The sequence below is a fragment of the Streptomyces sp. JL2001 genome (assembly GCF_050917515.1).
Taxonomy (GTDB): Bacteria; Actinomycetota; Actinomycetes; order Streptomycetales; family Streptomycetaceae; genus Streptomyces.
Map to the genome: position 1 here is coordinate 1,513,892 of NZ_CP169421.1, position 18,094 is coordinate 1,531,985.

Annotated in this window: 17 protein-coding genes; 7 read left to right on the plus strand and 10 right to left on the minus strand. The window is 75.5% G+C overall.

Translation table 11 applies throughout. The features are described from left to right. Positions 1-42 precede the first annotated feature (42 nt). Entirely contained in the window at positions 43-819 is a 777-nt protein-coding gene (locus tag ACE1OA_RS06640) for a MerR family transcriptional regulator (protein WP_432752462.1), read from the minus strand. 155 nt (positions 820-974) lie between these two features. Beyond that, positions 975-2,096, minus strand: coding sequence for a serine hydrolase domain-containing protein (locus tag ACE1OA_RS06645; RefSeq protein ID WP_432752463.1), 1,122 nt, complete (start codon positions 2,094-2,096; stop codon positions 975-977). 272 nt (positions 2,097-2,368) lie between these two features. Here ACE1OA_RS06645 and ACE1OA_RS06650 point away from each other — a divergent pair, with 272 nt between their 5' ends. Further along, positions 2,369-3,583: a low temperature requirement protein A gene (locus ACE1OA_RS06650; RefSeq protein WP_356600635.1), complete on the plus strand. Its 1,215-nt coding sequence runs from the start codon at positions 2,369-2,371 to the stop codon at positions 3,581-3,583. A 159-nt stretch (positions 3,584-3,742) separates the two neighbouring features. Here ACE1OA_RS06650 and ACE1OA_RS06655 read toward each other — a convergent pair whose 3' ends face one another. The 4 genes from ACE1OA_RS06655 to ACE1OA_RS06670 all read right to left on the minus strand — a co-directional run bounded on the left by ACE1OA_RS06655 (position 3,743) and on the right by ACE1OA_RS06670 (position 7,561). Then, positions 3,743-3,928, minus strand: a complete 186-nt coding sequence (locus tag ACE1OA_RS06655) for a hypothetical protein (RefSeq protein WP_356600637.1) — start codon at positions 3,926-3,928, stop codon at positions 3,743-3,745. Between the two features lie 53 nt (positions 3,929-3,981). Next, a complete protein-coding gene (locus ACE1OA_RS06660; protein WP_432752464.1) occupies positions 3,982-4,437 on the minus strand; it encodes a hypothetical protein in 456 nt (151 codons plus the stop codon). A 450-nt stretch (positions 4,438-4,887) separates the two neighbouring features. Further along, on the minus strand, positions 4,888-7,029 hold the full coding sequence (locus tag ACE1OA_RS06665; protein WP_432752465.1) for a phage holin family protein: 2,142 nt from the start codon (positions 7,027-7,029) through the stop codon (positions 4,888-4,890). A 127-nt stretch (positions 7,030-7,156) separates the two neighbouring features. After that, positions 7,157-7,561: a hypothetical protein gene (locus ACE1OA_RS06670; RefSeq protein WP_386542409.1), complete on the minus strand. Its 405-nt coding sequence runs from the start codon at positions 7,559-7,561 to the stop codon at positions 7,157-7,159. 336 nt (positions 7,562-7,897) lie between these two features. Between ACE1OA_RS06670 and ACE1OA_RS06675 the strand changes: the two genes are divergently transcribed. Then, positions 7,898-8,677 carry an MBL fold metallo-hydrolase gene (locus tag ACE1OA_RS06675; protein ID WP_356600645.1) on the plus strand — a complete coding sequence of 260 codons (780 nt, stop codon included), beginning with the start codon at positions 7,898-7,900 and terminating at the stop codon, positions 8,675-8,677. Between the two features lie 11 nt (positions 8,678-8,688). Next, positions 8,689-9,405, plus strand: coding sequence for a DedA family protein (locus ACE1OA_RS06680; RefSeq protein WP_432754040.1), 717 nt, complete (start codon positions 8,689-8,691; stop codon positions 9,403-9,405). Here the strand turns inward: ACE1OA_RS06680 and ACE1OA_RS06685 are convergent. From ACE1OA_RS06685 to ACE1OA_RS06695, 3 genes are all read right to left on the minus strand, one after another. Then, positions 9,385-10,413 (minus strand): MBL fold metallo-hydrolase, encoded by a 1,029-nt coding sequence (locus ACE1OA_RS06685; protein ID WP_384866156.1) that lies wholly within the window; start codon positions 10,411-10,413, stop codon positions 9,385-9,387. The genes ACE1OA_RS06680 and ACE1OA_RS06685 overlap by 21 nt on opposite strands. 14 nt (positions 10,414-10,427) lie before the next feature. Further along, positions 10,428-11,711: an aminotransferase class I/II-fold pyridoxal phosphate-dependent enzyme gene (locus ACE1OA_RS06690; protein ID WP_361312275.1), complete on the minus strand. Its 1,284-nt coding sequence runs from the start codon at positions 11,709-11,711 to the stop codon at positions 10,428-10,430. 93 nt (positions 11,712-11,804) lie between these two features. Continuing rightward, on the minus strand, positions 11,805-13,013 hold the full coding sequence (locus ACE1OA_RS06695; RefSeq protein WP_432752466.1) for a sulfite oxidase: 1,209 nt from the start codon (positions 13,011-13,013) through the stop codon (positions 11,805-11,807). A gap of 352 nt (positions 13,014-13,365) precedes the next feature. Here ACE1OA_RS06695 and ACE1OA_RS06700 point away from each other — a divergent pair, with 352 nt between their 5' ends. The 4 genes from ACE1OA_RS06700 (at position 13,366) to ACE1OA_RS06715 (ending at position 16,090) form a co-directional block, all read left to right on the plus strand. Next, positions 13,366-14,004, plus strand: coding sequence for a GNAT family N-acetyltransferase (locus tag ACE1OA_RS06700; protein WP_386542407.1), 639 nt, complete (start codon positions 13,366-13,368; stop codon positions 14,002-14,004). Between the two features lie 194 nt (positions 14,005-14,198). Continuing rightward, positions 14,199-14,717: a GNAT family N-acetyltransferase gene (locus ACE1OA_RS06705; RefSeq protein WP_432752467.1), complete on the plus strand. Its 519-nt coding sequence runs from the start codon at positions 14,199-14,201 to the stop codon at positions 14,715-14,717. Positions 14,718-14,804: 87 nt separating this feature from the next. Next, on the plus strand, positions 14,805-15,641 hold the full coding sequence (locus ACE1OA_RS06710; protein ID WP_432752468.1) for a methyltransferase domain-containing protein: 837 nt from the start codon (positions 14,805-14,807) through the stop codon (positions 15,639-15,641). A gap of 101 nt (positions 15,642-15,742) precedes the next feature. Continuing rightward, positions 15,743-16,090: a VOC family protein gene (locus ACE1OA_RS06715; protein ID WP_432752469.1), complete on the plus strand. Its 348-nt coding sequence runs from the start codon at positions 15,743-15,745 to the stop codon at positions 16,088-16,090. Between the two features lie 22 nt (positions 16,091-16,112). Here the strand turns inward: ACE1OA_RS06715 and ACE1OA_RS06720 are convergent, their stop codons facing one another. After that, positions 16,113-18,053 carry a DUF5107 domain-containing protein gene (locus ACE1OA_RS06720; RefSeq protein WP_432752470.1) on the minus strand — a complete coding sequence of 647 codons (1,941 nt, stop codon included), beginning with the start codon at positions 18,051-18,053 and terminating at the stop codon, positions 16,113-16,115. Between the last annotated feature and the right edge of the window lie 41 nt (positions 18,054-18,094).

The following is an 18,094-nucleotide window of genomic DNA, read 5'->3' on the forward strand; positions in this document are numbered from 1 at the left end:
CGTTCCGTGCGTCGAGGAACGGCCCGACGTCGTGGGTTCCCGTCAGCGCTGCGGAAGCGGAACCCCGGCGGCGCGCAGTCGGGCCTCCGTGAGCGCGGTCAGCCGGGCCGCTATCGGCGCCTGGTCCTCGCGGTGGTTGTTGATCAGCCCGTACCGGGCGGAGGCCCGGGCCCAGGCGCGCAGGCTGGTGGGGTCGCCGAGCAGCGCGGGGTTCGCGAGGTAGTGCTCGGCCATGTCGGTCGCGAGTTCCTCGATCCTCGGGTCGTCCGGTGCCCAGGTCTCGGCTTCCTGGCCGCGCTTGGTCAGGTCGACGTACCCGGGGTCGTCGAGGCAGTGTTCCAGCTGGCTCAGGAAGCCGTCGAAGCCGTCCGGCACCAGCGCCCGGGCCAGGACCAGGGCCTCGCGTTGCCCGGCCACGAAGTCGGGACCGAAGCCGAGTCCGAGCATCCGGTCCAGGACCGCGGCCGCGCGCTCGGGCAGCAGGGCCCGGTCGCCTTCGGCGAGCCGGTGCAGCGTGTCCCGGCGCGCGGTCAGGTCCGCGATCCGGTCGGTCAGCCGCCGCTCGACGCCGGTCAGCGCGGCGGCGAACTCCGCGGCGTCGGCGTCGAGCAGGGGCCCGATCTCGGCCAGCGGCACCCCGGCTGCGGCCAGCGTCCTGACCTGTACCAGCCGCAGCAGCTCGGCCGATCCGTACCGTCGATAGCCGGAGGCGTCGCGTCGCGGTTCCTCGACCAGCCCCTGCCGGTGGTAGTGCCGCACCGTCTTCACCGTGACGCCGACGAATGCCGCCGCCTGCCCGATCGTGACTCCGTTCACCATCTGCTCGGCCTGCCTCGTGCTCGGGCTCGGCGGCTGCGCACACCACGGCCGAGCGGGGGACGGGCCACGCCGAGGTCGGCGTGGCCCCGGTCCGCGTACCGCCCCCACGCGTGACGGGAACGGATCGGTCGTCGAAGCGTACGGGGCGCGGCCGGTCAGCTTGTCCGCCGGGCCGGAGAGACCTGTCCGGCGCGGAACACCGCTTCGACGAGGCGTTGTTGGGCGTTCTGGAACGCCGGCGCTATGGCCAGGCCGGGATCGTCCACGTAGTTCAGTCCGGCGGTCAGGGTCGTGCCGCCGTCGGGTGTGCCGTACATCAGCGCCGCCGAGCCGATGGTGGCGCCGTTGTGGTGGAAGACGGTGCCGGCGCCCGGGCCCAGGTCCTGCGCGAACATGCCCAGGCCGTAGCCGACGGTCGCCTCCGGCGAGCGCATCTCGGCCAGCAGCTCGGGCGGCAGGAGCTTGCCGGCCATCAGCGCGGAGAAGTAGGTGTGCAGGTCCCGCGTGGTCGAGATCATGTCGCCGCCGGCCGCCACCCAGGAGGGGTCGTGGCGGGTGACGTCGACGGTCGTCTCCTGCCCGGCGTCCTCGTAGCGGTAGTAGCTGTGGTGGTGCGGCTCGGGGATCTCCGGGGAGCTGCCCGGCGCCACGGTGCCGGCCATCCCCAGCGGGTCCAGGACCAGCCGCCGCAGTTCCTCGGCGAACGGGCGGCCGGTGACGCTCTCGATCACCAGGCGGGCCAGCACGTAGTTGGTGTTGGCGTAGCTCCAGCCCGTCCCCGGCGCGAACCGCGCCGGCCGGGACAGCGACAGCCGCACCAGCTCCTCGGGCCGGTAGGTGTGGAACCGCCTGTCGACCCACTCCTTGCCCCGCCAGGGGATCCCTTCGGCGATCGTCCCGTCCTCGTAGAGCTCGCCGGTGTGGTTGAAGATCCCGCTGGTGTGCTGCAGCAGCGTCCGTACCGTGATCCTGCGGTCGAGCCCGAACTCCGGCAGGTAGTCGTCGACCGGGGTGTCCACGCCGAGCCTGCCCTCGGCCGCCAGCATCAGCACCGTGGTCGCGACGAAGCTCTTGGTGGTGCTGCCGATGCGGAAGTGCCCGTCGGTCAGCGGCTCGGCGCTCCGGCCGAGCTCGCGTGCGCCGGCGCTGCCGACCCACTCGCCGTGCTCGTCGTTCACCCGCAGCTGCACGCCGAGGAAGCCGGACTCGACGATCTCCTCGATCGCCCGCTGCAGCTCCGGGCGATCCTGCCGCCGGCCGGAAGGGGAGAGATTCATGACGCTCCTTCATATCGCGTGCGTCCGGGGCGATCCCGGGCCGCTGCGACGAGCCTTCACCCTGACCCCAGGTCAACCTCAACGGTGTTCCGGCTCACAACCGCCCCGCGCCGACGAGGGGGCGGGGAGCGAGGGAACGACACTGCCGCTCCCAAGTGCCGTGACGCACAGAGGATTTCCGGACTGCGTCCGTCGGCGCTCGCGGCGCGGCGGGCATGGGTATCGTTCGCGCCGGGGCGGCCGGGGGGCCGCGCCGGAGGGGGATCGACGCGATGGCATGGGGCAGGGAACGGGCCGGACTGGTGGCCACCGGGGACGATCACAAGGTGACGCCCGCGGAGCTCTTCTTCGACCTGGTGTTCGTGTACGCGATCACGCAGGTCACCGCGCTGATGGCGGCGGCGCCGTCGCCGACGCGGGTGGTCGGGGCGATGGTGGTGCTGGCGCTGCTGTGGTGGTGCTGGTGCTGCTTCGCCTGGCTGGGCAACGTCGTCCGGGCGGACTCCGGTGCCCTGTTCGCCGTCCTCGTCACGGTGATGGCCGTCGTCCTGATCGTGTCGCTCGCCGTGCCGGAGGTACTGGCGGACGCGCCCGGCGGGATCCCGGCGCCGCTGCTCTTCGTGCTCTGCTACGGGGCGGTCCGCGTCCTGCACCTCGTCTCGTACCGGCTCGCCAGTCCGGGCGACGCGGCACTGCACGCCACGCTGCGGCGCACGGCGCTCATCTCCGTACTGCCGCCGCTGGTCCTGCTGCTGGCCGGATGCGCGTTCAGCGGGCGGCTCCAGCTGGCCCTGTGGCTGGGGGCGGTGGCCGTCGACTACGGCGGGATCTACCTCACCGGTTCCTCCGGCTGGCGCGTCAACTCGCCGGGGCACTTCGCGGAGCGCCACGGCCTGATCGTCATCATCGCGCTCGGCGAGTCCATCGTGGCGATGGGCGTGGGGGTGGCCGGCTTCCCGCTGACCTACGCCGTGCTCGGTGCCTCGGCGGCGGGGCTGCTGCTGGCGGCCGGGCTGTGGCGCCTGTACTTCCGGCAGCTCGGCGAGGCCGCCGAGCACCGGCTGGGCGGGCTCGCGGACGACGAGCGCACCCGGTTCGCCCGGGACGTCTACACCTTCCTGCACCTGCCGTTGGTGGCGGGCGTCGTGCTCTGCGCGCTGGGCATGAAGAAGGTCCTCGCGCAGGTCGCCGACACCGGGCACTACGGTCTCGCGGAGCCGCTGCACGGGGTGGTGGCCTGGTCGCTGACCGGTGGCGTGGGCGTCTTCCTGCTCGGCGCCGCCGCCATCGTCCTGCGCACGTCGGGCCGGCGTCCGACGGCGCTGCTGGTGGGCGGGGTGTGCTGTCTGGCCGCCGGGCCGCTCGTCGGGCTGGTGCCCGCGCTGGTGGCGCTCGCGGTCCTGGCCACCGTGGCGACGGTCCTCGTGGCCCTGCACGGCCGGCTGGGCCGCGGCGGGTCCGGGGCCCGGCTCGCTCCGCAGGTCTGACGGGCACGGATCACGTCGTCGGACCGGGGCACCGTGTGAGCGGCGTCCGTCCGGGAGGAGCGGGGCGGCCCGGGCGACGACGGCCCGAACCGGGCGGGCGGCCCGGGTCGGACCGCCCGCCCGCCCCGGCGCGTCGGTGAACGGCCGGGGCATGCCGGATCAGCGCGCGGCGTTCTCGTCGCCGCCGGGCGCGGGTGCGGCGGCGGCCCGGTCCCGGCGGCCGGGTTCGTCGCGTTCAGAAGCGGCCCCGGACCGGGTGGCCCGGGTGGTGGGGCGGGAGCCGGCGGTGCGGGCGGCCTCGGCGCGCACGAGGGCGCTGAGGACGGCGAAGGGGTCGAGAGGCATGACGAAGCTCCTTGCGGTGGGGGGTGGAACGGGCTGCGAGAGGTACGGGCCTCTCAGCAGCGCATCACCACGCACCGGCTGTCGGCGTCCTCGCCCGGGAGCCGTACGGCTGCCCGGGCCCCGAGGGCCGGCAGGCCCGGAACCGGGGCGGACGGCCGGGTGAAGCGCTGTCCTCCGCAGGGCCGTACGGCGGCCCTGCGGGGGGAGGTCGCCTCGGCCTCGGCGACTTCGGTGGTCTCGCCGCCGGGGTCAGGCGCGGCGCTCGCCGCGGGCCTGAGTTCGCCGCCCGACGCTCCGGCGGCCCCGCCGCAGACGCCGAACAGCGCGGCGAGCACGAGCCCCAGCACCAGCACGGCACGCCGTGCGCGGTGCCGGCCCGCGATGCCGGACCCGTAACGCGCCCGGTGCCGTCCCGCGATGCCGGGCGCCCGGTTCTCGGGCCGGCCCGCGCGCGTCCGCCCGCCCGCCGGGGCGGCGGCTTCGGCGTGGTGCGCGGGCGCGGGGCTCATGAAGATGCCTCCTGCCCCGGCACGGCCCCGACGTGCCGGAGGCCGCACCGGAACCGCCCGACCGGCCTACGCGGCGGACCCGAATGCCCCGCCGCGGCCGCGCCGGTACGGCCGGGTGGCCGAGCGCCCCCGTACCGCCGGGTGGCGGAGCGGCCGGTGGAGTGCCGGGTGGCCCAGCGGTCCGCGGAGTGCCGGCCCGGTGGCGGCACGCCGGCACGTCCGCGCACACGGGGTGGGGTGCGGGCGCCGGAGAGCGAGGTGGACGCCCGGGACGACGGGGGCAGGCAGTGGTGGCGGAGACCGTGCTCCTGCCGGGACGTCGCCGGCGCCGCGTCGCAACCGTGCTCGGGCGGGACGCCACCGTCGGAATCCCTGATCGTGCTCCCGCCAGACAGGACAGGTGCGCCGCCGGCCGGCACGGGCAATGGCCGCCGGTCGACACGGCCGACGTCAGTCGCTCGGCTCCCGGAGGGACGGCTCGTCCACCGGGAGCAGTGCCCGTGCCGCCTCGGGCCGGGGCATCGTCTCCAGCGGGACCTGCGGGCCCGCGCACTCGCGCAGCCAGCCGCGCAGCACCCGGTGCACCTGCTCGGCGCCGACCAGGGGCTCCGGCGGGGCGGCGAGGGCCGTCGGCGACAGCAGGAAGGGGCGCGTCTGCTCGCCGCCGAGGCCGCCGTGCGAACCGATCTGCTCCTCGAAGGCGTGGACCGTGCCCGTCGCCGGGTCGTACATCGAGTTGACCATGATGTCGGCGACGTGGGGGAAGCCGTCCGTGCGCCGCACCGCGTCCGCCGCGCCCGGGCCGAAGACCGCGAGCGGTCCGTCGTCGGCGAGCGCGCCGACCGGGATCTCGGCGCCGTCCGGTCCCAGGACGACCGAGCCGTGCTCGGCGCTCGCGACGAGCAGGAAGCCGATGCCCGGGTGGTTGGCGAGGGTGCGGAGCAGTGCGGGGTGGCTGCGGTCGATCTCCTCGCGGGTCATGCGGTGCGGCACGCCCGGGAAGGAGACGAGGCCGAGGTTGCCGGAGGCGAGCACGACCGGCTCGGACGGCCGGACGGGACCCAGGTCCTCGGTCTCCCGCCCGATCTCGTCCAGGGGCCGGTGCAGCGCGCTGCGCAGCGCGTCGCGGGCGGCGTCCCGGGCCTCCGAACCGCTGCGGGTGCGCCGGACGCGGCGCGAGACGGGCAGCCCGCAGCCGGCCCGCACCAGGTCCTTGAGGGTGAGTCCGTAGACGCCCTCGAAGGTCGGGCCGGGGCTCTGGCCGTGATCGGAGAGCAGCACGAAGTGGTACGGGCGGGGCGCGTGCTCGGCGACCTGCGCGATGAGCGCGAGGGACCGGTCGAGCCGGACGAGGACCTGGTCGGTGTCGTGTCCGTGGGGGCCGGAGTGGTGGGCCACCTCGTCGTAGGCGACGAGGTCGGCGTAGACGGCGGTGCGGCCCGCGAGTATGTCGCCGACGACGGCCGCCACGACCACGTCCCGCTCCACGACCGTGGCGAAGGCCCGGATGAAGGGGTAGGAGTAGCCGCGCGAGACCCGTGGGGTCTGTCCCCGCAGGCGTGCCCGGGTGGACTGGACGGCTTCGCGGACCGCCTCGGCGACGAACGAGCCCGCCGTGCGGACCGCGTTGGCGGGATCGCAGAAGTAGGCGAAGTAGCCGGAGCGCGAGCGGTTGCGCCGGCCGCGGCGGGCGGCCACGGACAGGACGAGGGCGATCTGGTCGGCGCCGCCGCTGAAGAGGTTGCCGCGGGAGGCGCCGTCCACGGTGAGCAGTCCGCCGTCCCGGGTGCGGGCGACGGCCCGGCGTTGGAGCTCGACGGCGCTCGCGGGACGGTTGCTGACCATCAGGCGGCCGGTGTCCTTCTCGTACCAGCGGAAGGCGGGCACGTCCTCGTTCGAGCCGTGCAGGATGCCGAGCTGGCTGGCGCCGGTCTGGCTGGACCAGTCGGTGCGCCAGGGGGTGAGCCGGTGGCTGGTGTCGAGCCAGTGGGCGACGGTCGGCATCAGGCCGCTGGCGACGGCGTCGCGCAGCACCTGGTGGCCGACGCCGTCGAGTTGCAGGAAGACGGTGCCGTGGGCGGGCTCGGGGGCTCCCTCGGCGGTCCGGCTCCGGGGTCTGGTGCGGTCGGCGAGCCGGTAGAGGCGGCGGCGGTAGGCGTCGTCGTCGCGGACGGCGAGGGCGGTGGAGGTGGCGGAGGCGACGGCCGACATCACGGCGGCGACCACGACGGCGGTCTCGGGAGCGGCGGCGGCGCTGCTGTCCGGCACCAGCCGGAGCGCGACGAGCAGCAGGGAGCCGTTGAGGAAGAACACCAACAGGCCGAGGACGAGGGCCGGGACGAGCAGCAGCGCCCGGACTATCACCGGCCACACCAGAGCGCTGAGGAGACCGAACGCGCCGGCGCCCAGGGCGGCGGTGACGGCGAGGCGGGTGGGACTGTCTCCGTCGGCGGACTGGAGCCGGAAGTCGGGGAGCAGGCCCGCCAGGGCGAGCAGGGTGAGGGTCGAGACGGCCCAGACGACGATGACGCGCACCAGGGCGCTCCCCGCGGTCCGCCAGCGTCCGGCGGTTCGCCCTCGCCCGTCACCCACGCCCGGTGCACCTTTCACCCGTTTCCTGCCTCAAGCGTGACACAACGCCTGGCGGCGGGGGCGGTCAGGGGGTGGCGGCCAGGGTCGGCGAACGGCGCCACGGCTCGCGCCGGGGCGGCGGGCCGGGTCAGCAGCCGTTGTAACCGGCGGTGGGCATGGACAGCCGGCGGTGGACACCGGCCTTGCCGGCCGCGTCGTAGGCCGGCTCGTCGAGACCCACGGTCTCCAGGCGCACACCGCGGCGCTCGCACTCGGCGAGGAAGCCGGAGACGTCGGTCAACGCCCGCCCGAGGACCCGGTCGTTCGGCGCGACGAACATGTCGACCTCACCGGCGTCCACGTCGGCCCACAGGGCGTCGTGGTCGGGACGCATCCCGTAGAAGAGCAGTTGTCTCGTCACCACGTAGCCCTTGTCCACGGCCCAGCGGGCACACATGGCGTGCTGGGTGCGCGTGTCGACCAGGAAGGGGTCGCAGTCGAGTTCCTCGAGCGGGGTGAGGCTGGCGATCGCCGCCACCCGAACGTCGTCCATGGACCGACCCTACTCCGATCGCCGCTCGTGGAGGAGGGCGCCAGGGAACGGAGGGGGCGCACGCGAACGCGAGCGCGATCCGGAAGTCCGGGGAGCGAAGGAGCACATGGTCGCGCGCCATCCGGGGAGGCGGGCGGGCAGGACCCGAGGGCGCCGAACGGAGGGAAGCCTGCTCGCGGCCACCGGGCGCGCCCGGCGTCCCGGGTCCCCGCCGAGGACTCCCCGCATCGTCCGCCCGGCGTCCCGGGTCCCCGCCGAGGACTCCCCGCATCGTCCGCCGCGGACATCTACCCTCGTGGGAGGAGTTCCGAAGTCGTCGACGCGCGAAGGGCGGGCATGCCGGTGGAGGTCACCTGGTGGGGTCACGCCACGTGCACGGTCGAGGACTCCGGGGTCCGCTTCCTCACCGATCCGCTGTTCGCGCGCCGACTCGCGCATCTGCGCCGTCGGCGGGGCGCGTTGCCGCCGCCCGAGGCCGCGGTCGCCGAGGCGGTGCTCGTCTCCCACCTGCACGCGGATCACCTGCACCTGCCCTCGCTGGCCCGGCTCGCCCCCGGCACGCGGGTGCTCGTGCCGCGCGGCGCGCCGCTGGCCGTGCCCGCGCTGCGGAAGCTGGACGCGCGCGGTCTGCGGCTGACCGAGATGGCACCGGGCGACACGGTGTCGGTCGAGGGGCTGACGGTCCGGGCCGTGCCGGCCCTGCACGACGGCCGCCGGCTGCCGATGGGGCCGCACCGCTCCCCCGCGCTCGGGTACGTCGTCGAGGGCGAGGCGCGGACGTACTTCGCCGGCGACACCGGTCTCTTCGACGCGATGGCGGAGTCGGTCGGCCCGGTCGACGTGGCGCTGCTGCCGGTGGGCGGCTGGGGCCCCTTCCTGGGGCACGGGCACCTGAACGCGGGGAGGGCCGCGCAGGCGCTGGCGGAGCTGTCCCCGGCGGCGGCCGTGCCGGTGCACTACGGCACCTACTGGCCGGTCGGGCTCGACGCGGTGCGCCCGCATGAGTTCCACGCGCCGGGCGCGGAGTTCGTACGGCACGCGGCCCGGCTCGCGCCGAAGGTGGCGGTGCATCTGCTCGGCCACGGGGAGCGGGTACGGCCCGAGGTCGCCCGGTGATCGACGGGCTGATGCGCGCCGTACGGGAGCTGCCGCCGGAGTCGACGCAGCAGGCGGTCGGCTACCCGTCGCTCTTCCTGCTGGTGGCGCTCGGCGCGCTGGTGCCGGTGGTGCCGACGGGCGCGATCGTCAGCTCGGCGGCCGTGGTGGCCTTCCACCACCAGACGCCGTACGCGCTGCTGCTGGTCTTCCTGGTGTCGGCCTCCGCCGCGTTCCTGGGTGATGTGGCGCTGTACTGGCTGGGGCAGCGCGGGGTCCGGTCGAGGAACGGATCGCGGTGGCTGGCCGCGCTGCGCGGCCGGGTCACCGCGGACCGGCTGGCCCAGGCCCAGGCGAAGCTGGACACCCACCAGGTGTCGGTGCTGGTGCTCTCGCGGCTGGTGCCGGCGGGCAGGATCCCGGTGATGCTGGCGTGCCTGCTGGCCCGGATGCCGCTGCGACGGTTCGTCCGCGGGGACCTTCCGGCGTGTCTGGCCTGGGCGGCGACGTACCAGCTGATCGGGATCCTGGGGGGTTCGCTGTTCCCCGAACCGTGGCAGGGCGTGGTGGCGGCGATCGGCCTGACCGTGCTGGTCAGCGTGATCCCGGCGCTCTGGCGGCGCGTCCGCGGTACGCGGCGGGACGCGTCAGGGGCCTCGGACGCGTCAGGGTCTTCAGGGTCCGGGGGCGCGGCCGGGTCCACGGGCACGGCCGGGTCGTCGGAGACGTCACGGGGCGAGCACCCGTGACGCGCCGACCGGCAGGTCCCACAGGTTCTCGCGGGACAGCCCGGCCTTCTCCCAGGCGGCTCTGACCCTCGTCAGCGGTTCGAGGACCGGCTCGGCGGAGAGGACGAAGGTCGCCCAGTGCATCGGCGCCATCCGGCGCGCCCCCAGGTCCTGGAAGGCGCGGACCGCCTCCTCGGGGTCGGTGTGGACGTCGCTGAGCCACCAGCGCGGGTCGTAGGCCCCGATGGGCAGGAGGGCGAGGTCGATACCGGGATGGCGGCGGCCGATCTCGGTGAACCAGTGGCCGTAGCCGGTGTCCCCGGCGAAGTACACCCTGCGCCCGGCGCGGTCGGTGAGGAGCCAGCCGCCCCAGAGCGAGCGGCAGGTGTCGAGCAGGGTCCGCTTGGACCAGTGGTGGGCGGGCACGAACTCGAAGCGGACGCCGTCCAGTTCGGCCGCCTCCCACCAGTCGAGCTCGGTGACGCGGGTGTACCTGCGGCGGGCGAACCAGCGGCCGAGGCCGGCGGGGACGAAGAGCGGGGTGTTCCGGGGCAGGCGCCGGAGGGTCGGGGCGTCGAGGTGGTCGAAGTGGTTGTGGCTGATGACGACGGCGTCGACGGGCGGGAGGTCCTCCCACCGCACCCCGACGGGCGTGATGCGGGCCGGGGTGCCGAGGATCCGGCGGGACCACACGGGGTCGGTCAGTACGGTGAGGCCGCCGACCCGCAGGATCCAGCTGGCGTGACCCGCCCAGGTGACGGCGAGGGTGTCGGGGCCGGCGGCGGGGAGCGGTCCGGGCGCGAACGGCAGCAGGGGGATGTCGCGCAGCCCGTCGGGGCGGGGGCGGACGGCGCCTTCGCGGGCGAGCCGGGCCATGGCGCGGACGCCGGGCAGCGGGGCGGTGAGCCGGTCGGCGAAGGAACGGGGCCAGTCCAGCCGAATCCGGCCGAGCGGCTGGAGGGCGGGAGCGGTGCGCGCCTCGCGGGCCTTTTGCGGGGACTCGGCCGGGCGCGCCGTCTGTTCCGTCATCTGCGGGCTCCGTTCTACGCGTGGCGACGCGGTCCGTCGGGGTGCTGCGCAGGGCTTGCCGGCTCCGTCCGGAGTTCTTCGAGGGCGGCACCGAGACTGTTCAACGCCCTTGCCACGTGCGGTAGTTCCTCCGGCGTCGCCGAACCGAGGGATTCCGTCCGCTCCTCCTCGTCCGAGCCGAGCAGCGGGCCGGTGTCGAACCGGACGCGCAGGGCGCCGAGTTCGTCGCCGAAGCGGTGGCCGCCGGGGACGGGGGTGCCGAGCCGCCGGGTGAGGTGGTTCTCCAGCTCCATGGAGTCGGTGACCCCGCGGGCGGCCAGCCCGGCCCGCAACGGTCCGAGATCGGCGTAGAGATGGCGGCCCGCCTGCGGGGGGCGGGCGACGGCGCCGGCCGCGAGGGCGACGCGGTGCGCCGCGGCGGCCACCCGCCCGTGGAGTGCGGCGGCGCGGGCGGCGCGCACGACGACCTCCTCCGGTTCGTCGAGGGCGTGCGCCGCCGCGGGGGCGACGGGCCCGGTGACGACGGCACCGAGGGCGGTGAGGACGTCGAGGGTGCGGGCGCGGCGGTCGGTGTAGCGGTCGGCGCGGGAGGGGGCGGTGGGCGGGAATCGGGCCACCGCGCAGGGCCAGGCGGCGGGCGCGAGGGCGGCGCCGAGGTCGCACAGGACGGTGACGTCGTCCGGGCACATCTCGGCGGGGCTCAGGAGGACGGTGTCGTGGGGGCGGTGCAGGGTGTCGCGCCAGGTCTCGTCGCTGATGATGTGCAGGCCCTCTCCGACGGCGGCCTCGCAGGCCTCCCGGACCAGTTCGGGCGGGGCGACGGTGGCGGTGGGGTCGTCGGCGACGGAGAGCAGCAGCACCCGGGGCCGCCCGCCCTCGGCGCGGACCCGCCGGACGGTTTCGAGCAGGGCGTACGGGTCGGGTACGCCGCCGCACTCGGCGGGGGTGGGCACGTGGTAGGCGGGGCGGCCGAGGAGGCGGGCCTGCGGGGTCCACCACGGCGGGCAGGGCCGGGGCAGCAGGACGTCGCCGCCGTGCGCCGCGAGCAGGGCGAGGAGCAGGGGTGGCGCGCCGGGGGCGGCGACGACGTCCTCGGCGTGGGTGCGCAGGCCGCGGCGCCACCAGTAGCCGGCGGCGGCCTCGCGCAGGACGGGGCCGCCGCCGGGCGGTTCGACGCCGGTGCGGCCGGCGGACGCGGCGAGGATCGCGGCGAGGCCGGGGAGCACGGGCAGGTCCGGCTCCGGAGCCGGCGGTCCGTAGCGCACCGGTCCGCGCCCTTCCGGAGCCGTCTGCCGCATCTCCCGTACCTCCTGAGCACCGAGCGGCGCCTGGACGGCGCCCCAGTGCCTTTATACGGAGGATCGGGGTGATTCGCCCTTCAGGGGTGCGGATCAGGCGACGGTGACGGGGTGCCGCACGACCGCGTCGAAGAGGTACCCCTGGGTGTTGTGGACCGCGCGCTCGGGCTGGACGTTCCCGGCCTCGTCGGTGGTCCGGGAGAGCAGGGTCGCGGGCCCGGTGCGGTGCGGGCGCCACACCGTGCTCCAGCGGACCCAGCCGTTCCGCCGGGGCGCGTCGTGGAGCCGGGCGGGACGCCAGTGGGCGCCGCCGTCCGTGGAGACCTCGACCATGCGGACGGGTGCGTGGGCGGACCAGGCGCGGCCGGTGAGCCGATGCGTGCGGCCGGCCCGAAGGGTGGCGTCGAAGGGGAGTTCCCAGCCGCTCTTGAGGACCTGCCGGGAGATCGGGGCACTGCCCCCGGGCGGGTGGGCGGCGCCGAAGAGGCGGTAGTAGTCGGTGGACCAGGGCGAGGAGAGCGGGACGGTGGAGACCTCGATGTCGCCGAGCCACTTGATCGAGGCGATGCCCACCCAGGACGGCACGACGAGACGGACCGGGTACCCGTGGTCGTACGGGAGGGGCTCGCCGTTCATCTCGTAGGCGAGGATCACGTCGTCCAGTGCCTTGGCCACCGGCAGCGGACGGCGGACGCGGCCGAGGTTGACGCCGCCGGTGACGTACTCGTCGTCGAGCCCGCGGGGCTGTACGGCGACGGCGTCGGAGGCGATGCCGGCACGCCTCAGCACGTCGCGGAGGCGGGCGCCCCGCCAGCGGGCGGCCCCGACCGCGCCGAGGGTCCAGGCGGTGCCGGTCACGGCCTCGCCCTGCTGGGTGGTGTAGAGGCTGCGGCCGTTTCCGGCGCACTCGACGAGGGCCGTCCGGGTGACGGAGGGCAGGTCGCGGAGCTGTCCGTAGGTGAGGTGGACGGGCGCGCGGCCGTGCAGTCCGTCTCCCCAGAGGGTGAGCCGCCAGCCGGCGGCGTCGAGGACGGGGGTGCTGGTGTGGTTGCGGACGAAGAAGCGGTCGGCGGGGGTGAGGAGGCCGGTGTCCCCGAAGGCGTCGAAACGGGCCTCGGCGTTGGTGCCCCGGACGGTGAACAGCTCCGGAGGCAGGGGTTTGACGATGCCGGGCACGGTGGCGCCGGCGGCCTGCGGCGCGCCCGTCGCGTGCGCGGGTGCGGCGGTTGCCGCGAGGCCGCCGGCGGCGGGGACGGCGGCGAGCAGCTTCAGAAGGGAGCGGCGAGCGGGCGGGTGGGGCACGGGGACTCCTCGGCGCGTCGGGGGCGGCGGGCAGCACGCGGCGGGGGACGGCGGGACGAGGGGCGGCGACGGGAGCGGGGCCGTCGGATGGCGGGCCGATCCCGGGCCGGGTCCGGAGAGGAGCGTCGTCTGCCCGCAGGGCGGGGCCGCGGGCCAGGTGGGCTTTCCGGGCACAGCCTAGGGGCGGGAAGCCGCCGGGAACGGTCCGTTCACAGTGCCTTCATGTGACGGATCGTCATCTCTGTTGCGGCGGCCGGGGACGCCCCGCGTCGGCGCCGAGTGGGGGTATCGAGGACGGGTGCCGAGGGCGGGTGCGACGCGGTCCGTCGGGCGCGGCAGGCACACTGTTCGCATGCGTGACCTCCTCACCGTCCCCCTGCACAGCGAGCGGCTCGACCTGGTGCCGCTGCGGATCGACCACGCCGCCGAGATGGCCGCCGTTCTCGCCGACCCGGCGCTGTACGCGTTCACGGGCGGCGCGCCCGCCACCGTGGACGAGCTGCGGGCACGGTACGCGCGGATGCTCGCGGGGGCGCCCGACCCCGGTGTGGACTGGTGCAACTGGGTGCTGCGGCTGCGGGCGGACGGCACCCTGGCGGGCACCGTCCAGGCGACGCTCGCACCGGCCGGGGAGGCGGCTCCACCAGCCGGCCGGGAGCACACGGTCCCACCCGGCTCCCCCACGCCCCGCTCCGCCTCGCACGACTCCCCCGCACCCGGCGCCGCGCCGTCCGGTTCCGCGAGGGCGGCCGGGCGGGTCGCCGAGATCGCCTGGGTGGTGGGCACGGAGCGGCAGGGCCGCGGGCTCGCCTCCGAGGCCGCGCGGGCCTTGGTGGCCTGGCTGGGCACCCAGGACGTGTCCACGGTCGTCGCGCACGTCCACCCCGACCACCACGCCTCCGCGGCCGTCGCCGCCGCCGCCGGCCTCTCCCCCACCGCCGGCCGGCAGGACGGCGAGGTCCGCTGGGAACTGGACCTCCCCCGCGCCTGAGACGCCACGGGCGTCCGCACGGGGCCGGTCATCAGAGACGCACCCTGACGACGCCGCCCGCCCGGGGCCGGTCGTCCGAGACACACCCCGGCGACGCCGCTCGCCGGGGGCCGCCTGCACGCACCCGCGGCCCTCGCACGCTCGCACCCGCGACGAGCACACCCGCACCACCGCGTCATGCCCAGAATGGCCGCATGCAGATACAGCAGGCGCTCCCCTCCGACGCGGCGGCCCTCGCCACCGTCCACGTACGGTCCTGGCAGGCCGCCTATCGCGACCTCCTCCCCCGGCCCTATCTCGATGGCCTCGACGTCGGGGAACGCACCACGGTCTGGCGCGAGCGCCTGGAGGCGCCCAGGCGCCCCACGGTCCTGGTGGCGCGGGACGCCGACGGCCGGCTGACGGGCTTCTGCTCCACCCGGGCCTGGCCGGGCACGGACCTCGACCCGGCCACGACCGGCGAGATCGCCGCGCTCTACGTCCTGCCGGAGGCATGGCGGGCGGGCGTGGGCCGGGCCCTGCTGGCCGCCTCGGTCGAGTCGCTCACGGCCGCGGGGTTCCGGGAGGCCGCGCTCTGGGTCCTCGCGGGCAACACCCGGGGGCGCGCCTTCTACGAGGCCGCCGGCTGGGAGCCGGACGGCACGGTCGCCACCGAGACGACCGGGGGTCGCGAACTCGACGAACTCCGTTACCGGCGGGCCCTGTTCACCTGACCAGCTGTCCAAGATACGAGATCGGGGTCTCACTATTCGGCGGAGCGGCGTACGGTGGCCGCACCACCCACACGAGGGAGTCAGGTCATGACGCACGCCTCCGAGCAGTCCACCCCCCGCGAGACCGCCGTCTACACGCACGGCCATCACGAGTCGGTGCTCCGCTCGCACAGCTGGCGGACCGCCGCGAACTCGGCGGCCTACCTGATCCCCGAACTGCGCCCCGGTCTGGACGTGCTGGACGTCGGCTGCGGGCCGGGCACCATCACGGCCGACCTGGCGGCGCTGGTCGCGCCGGGCCGGGTCACCGCCGTCGACGCGGCCCCGGACGTGCTGGACAGGGCGCGCGCGGTCGCGGACGAACGCGGCCTGAAGAACGTCGAGTTCACCGTCGCCGACGTCCACGCCCTGGACTTCCCGGACGACTCGTTCGACGTCGTCCACGCCCACCAGGTCCTGCAGCACGTCGGTGACCCGGTACAGGCGCTGCGCGAGATGCGCCGGGTCTGCCGCCCCGGCGGAGTGGTCGCCGCCCGGGACAGCGACTACGGGTCCTTCACCTGGTTCCCGGAACGGCCGGCACTGGACGCCTGGCAGGCCCTGTACCGACGGGTGGCCCGGGCCAACGGCGGTGAACCGGACGCCGGCCGGCGCCTGTTCTCCTGGGCGCGCCGGGCCGGCTTCACGCAGGTCACGACCACCGCGGCGACCTGGTGCTTCGCCCAGCCGGACGAGCGGGCCTGGTGGAGCGGGCTGTGGGCGGACCGTACGACCGAGTCCGTCTACGCGGAACTGGCGGTGGACGGCGGCCACGCGACCTCCGAGGACCTGGCGGAGATCGCCGAAGCCTGGCGGGAGTGGGGCCGTCAGGAGGACGCGTGGTTCATGGTCCCGCACGGCGAGATCCTGTGCCGGGTCTCCTGACCCGCCCCACGTCGACGGCCCGGCCGGGAGGGCGACCCCTCCCGGAGCCGGTCCCGGCGGACGCCACCACCCGTCCCGGGCCGTCAACTACGCTGATCCGTATGGAGATTCTTGGCACAACGCTGCGCATCTGCGTCGACGATCTCGACTCGGCCGTGCTCTTCTACGAGCGCCTCACCGGGGGCCGCGCCCAGCGGTTCGAACGGGGAGGCGTCTCGGTCGCGGCCGTCGGCTGCTTCCTCCTGATGAGCGGTCCGGAGTCGGAGCTGGAGGTCCTGCGGAAGGTCGCGGCGACCATCTCCGTCGAGGACCTGGACGTCGCGTTCACCGCACTGACCGAGGCCGGGGCCAAAATCGTCGCCGGACCGGTGCCGACCCCGGTGGGCCGCAACCTCATCGCGGTCCACCCGGACGGCTCCGTCTTCGAGTACGTCGACCTCCGCTCCTGACCCGCCGTCGGGCCCGCGCCCCTCAGGGGCGCATCCGGAAGTCGTAGCGCTCCGGGAGGGGTTCGTCGGTGAGGGCGGACCAGACCTCGCCCAGCTCCTCGGCACCCTCGCGCAGGTCCGCCACCTCGAAGCCCGCGTCGAAGACGGCGCGGGCCTCGCTCCGGCGGCCCTCGGCGAGCAGCAGTCGCGCCTCCAGGAACCGGAAGGCGCCCTGTTCCCGCGCCCGTTCGGGGAGCCGGTGCCAGAGCGCACGGCCCTCCTCGACCCGGCCGACGGCGAGGTGCGCGACGACCGCCTCCCGGCCGAGGGCGGCGGCCACGGCCTCCTCGCCCTCAGGCAGGGCGTCGAAGGCCTCCGCCAGGCGTTCGGCGGCGCGGACCGGATGCCCGCCCTCCTGGTCGGCGACGGCGAGACAGTAGAGCAGCGGCCAGCGCACCGGCGTCCCGGCCAGGCCCCGCTCCCAGCTGCGGACGGCCTGGGCGAGGTCGCCGGCGTGCCACTGCGCGAGGCCGAGGTGGTACTCGGTCCGGGGATCGGCGGGCGCGGTCTCCAGCATGTCCCGCCAGGGATCCGCCACGAGCGGGGGACCGGGCACCACGGACTCGCCCCACGGCGGCAGGACCCCGGTGCGGAGCAGCTCCAGCCAGGGCTTCTGCTCCTCGCCCAGCGTGGAGGCGGGGAACGGCGTGCCGGGCAACACGTATGCCCCGCGCAGGACTTCGAGGGCACCCCAGCCCGAGCCCGCGGCCAGCGGGGTGACCGGCTCGGCGTCGGCCGGCCCGTCCCGCCACGTCCGGTACGCGGCCTCCACGGCCGCGCGCGGCAGGACCTCCTCCAGTCGCGCCTCGACCCCGGCCCGCGCCGCGGCCCAGTCGTCGCCGCGCGCCTCGGCCGCCTCGGTCGCGAGCGGACCGTAGACCTCCAGCCAGCTGAGCTCCTCGCCGCCCTCCAGCCTGACGTGCTCCAGCTGGGTACGGGCGAGTCCGGCCTGGATCTCCGCGTAGCCGGGTGCCCCGGGTTCGGTGAGCCACCGCTGCCAGCGCCGTCCGCCGGCGGCCGTGCCCCAGAGGAACAGCTTGCGGCCGCGCAGCAGGTCCGTGGACGTCTGGACGAGTCCGGCGCCGCTGTCGTCCAGGGCGGCGATCCAGCGCCGCTGGGTGTCCGCGAGTTCGTAGAAGTAGTCGGCGGGCAGGGTGCTGCGCAGCGGCACGGTGCGGTCGGTGCCGTCCTCGGTGCGCGGGACGGGTACCCGACGGAGTCCGCGTTCGTGGCCGTGGTGCCAGGCGGAGTCGGCGGGGGCGATGACGCGCCGGTCCTCGGGCACGGCGGTGTTGGTCCACCAGTAGACGGGGACGGGCCGCTCGTGCGGGTTGCGGATCCGTATGCCGACGTGGAGGAAGTCGGAGTCCTCGGGGAGCCACAGGTCGACCTGGAAGGGCAGGTCCCGCAGGCGTTCCCATTCCCAGAGCCGGACCATCTCGCCCCCGTCGGGGGCGGGGACGACGGCGGCGTGCAGCGGCGCGCAGGAGAGGGTGGTGTGTCCGGTCGCGCCGATGTTCCACTCGATGCCGCCGGCGAACCAGGCGCCGTTGAGCGCGAACGCGGCCGGCTGGAACACCGGGTTGCGGTGGACCAGTTCGCGTCCGGTGGGCTTGTGGTGCAGCGAGTGGACCCGGCCGCCGAGACCGGGCAGGACGGTGACCCGGAGCCGGTCGTTCTCGATCACGACGGCGTCGAGGGCCGTGGGGGTGCGGTCGCGTCCGTAGCCGTCGCGGACCCGCGTCGGCAGCAGGGTGCGCAGGGGTGCGTAGTGCAGCTGACGGGCCATGTCGCGGGGCATGTCCGCCGTGGCGCGCGCGTCGACGGAGTGCGCCGTGTCGAGGGTCCGCAGGGCCGGCAGGGGGTTGTCCGGGCCCAGGGGGGCCGCGGGCAGGGTCAGTACGGCACGTCGTACGGTCGTCATGTCGACCATGGAACACGGCGGTTCGACGGCTGACCAGGGGC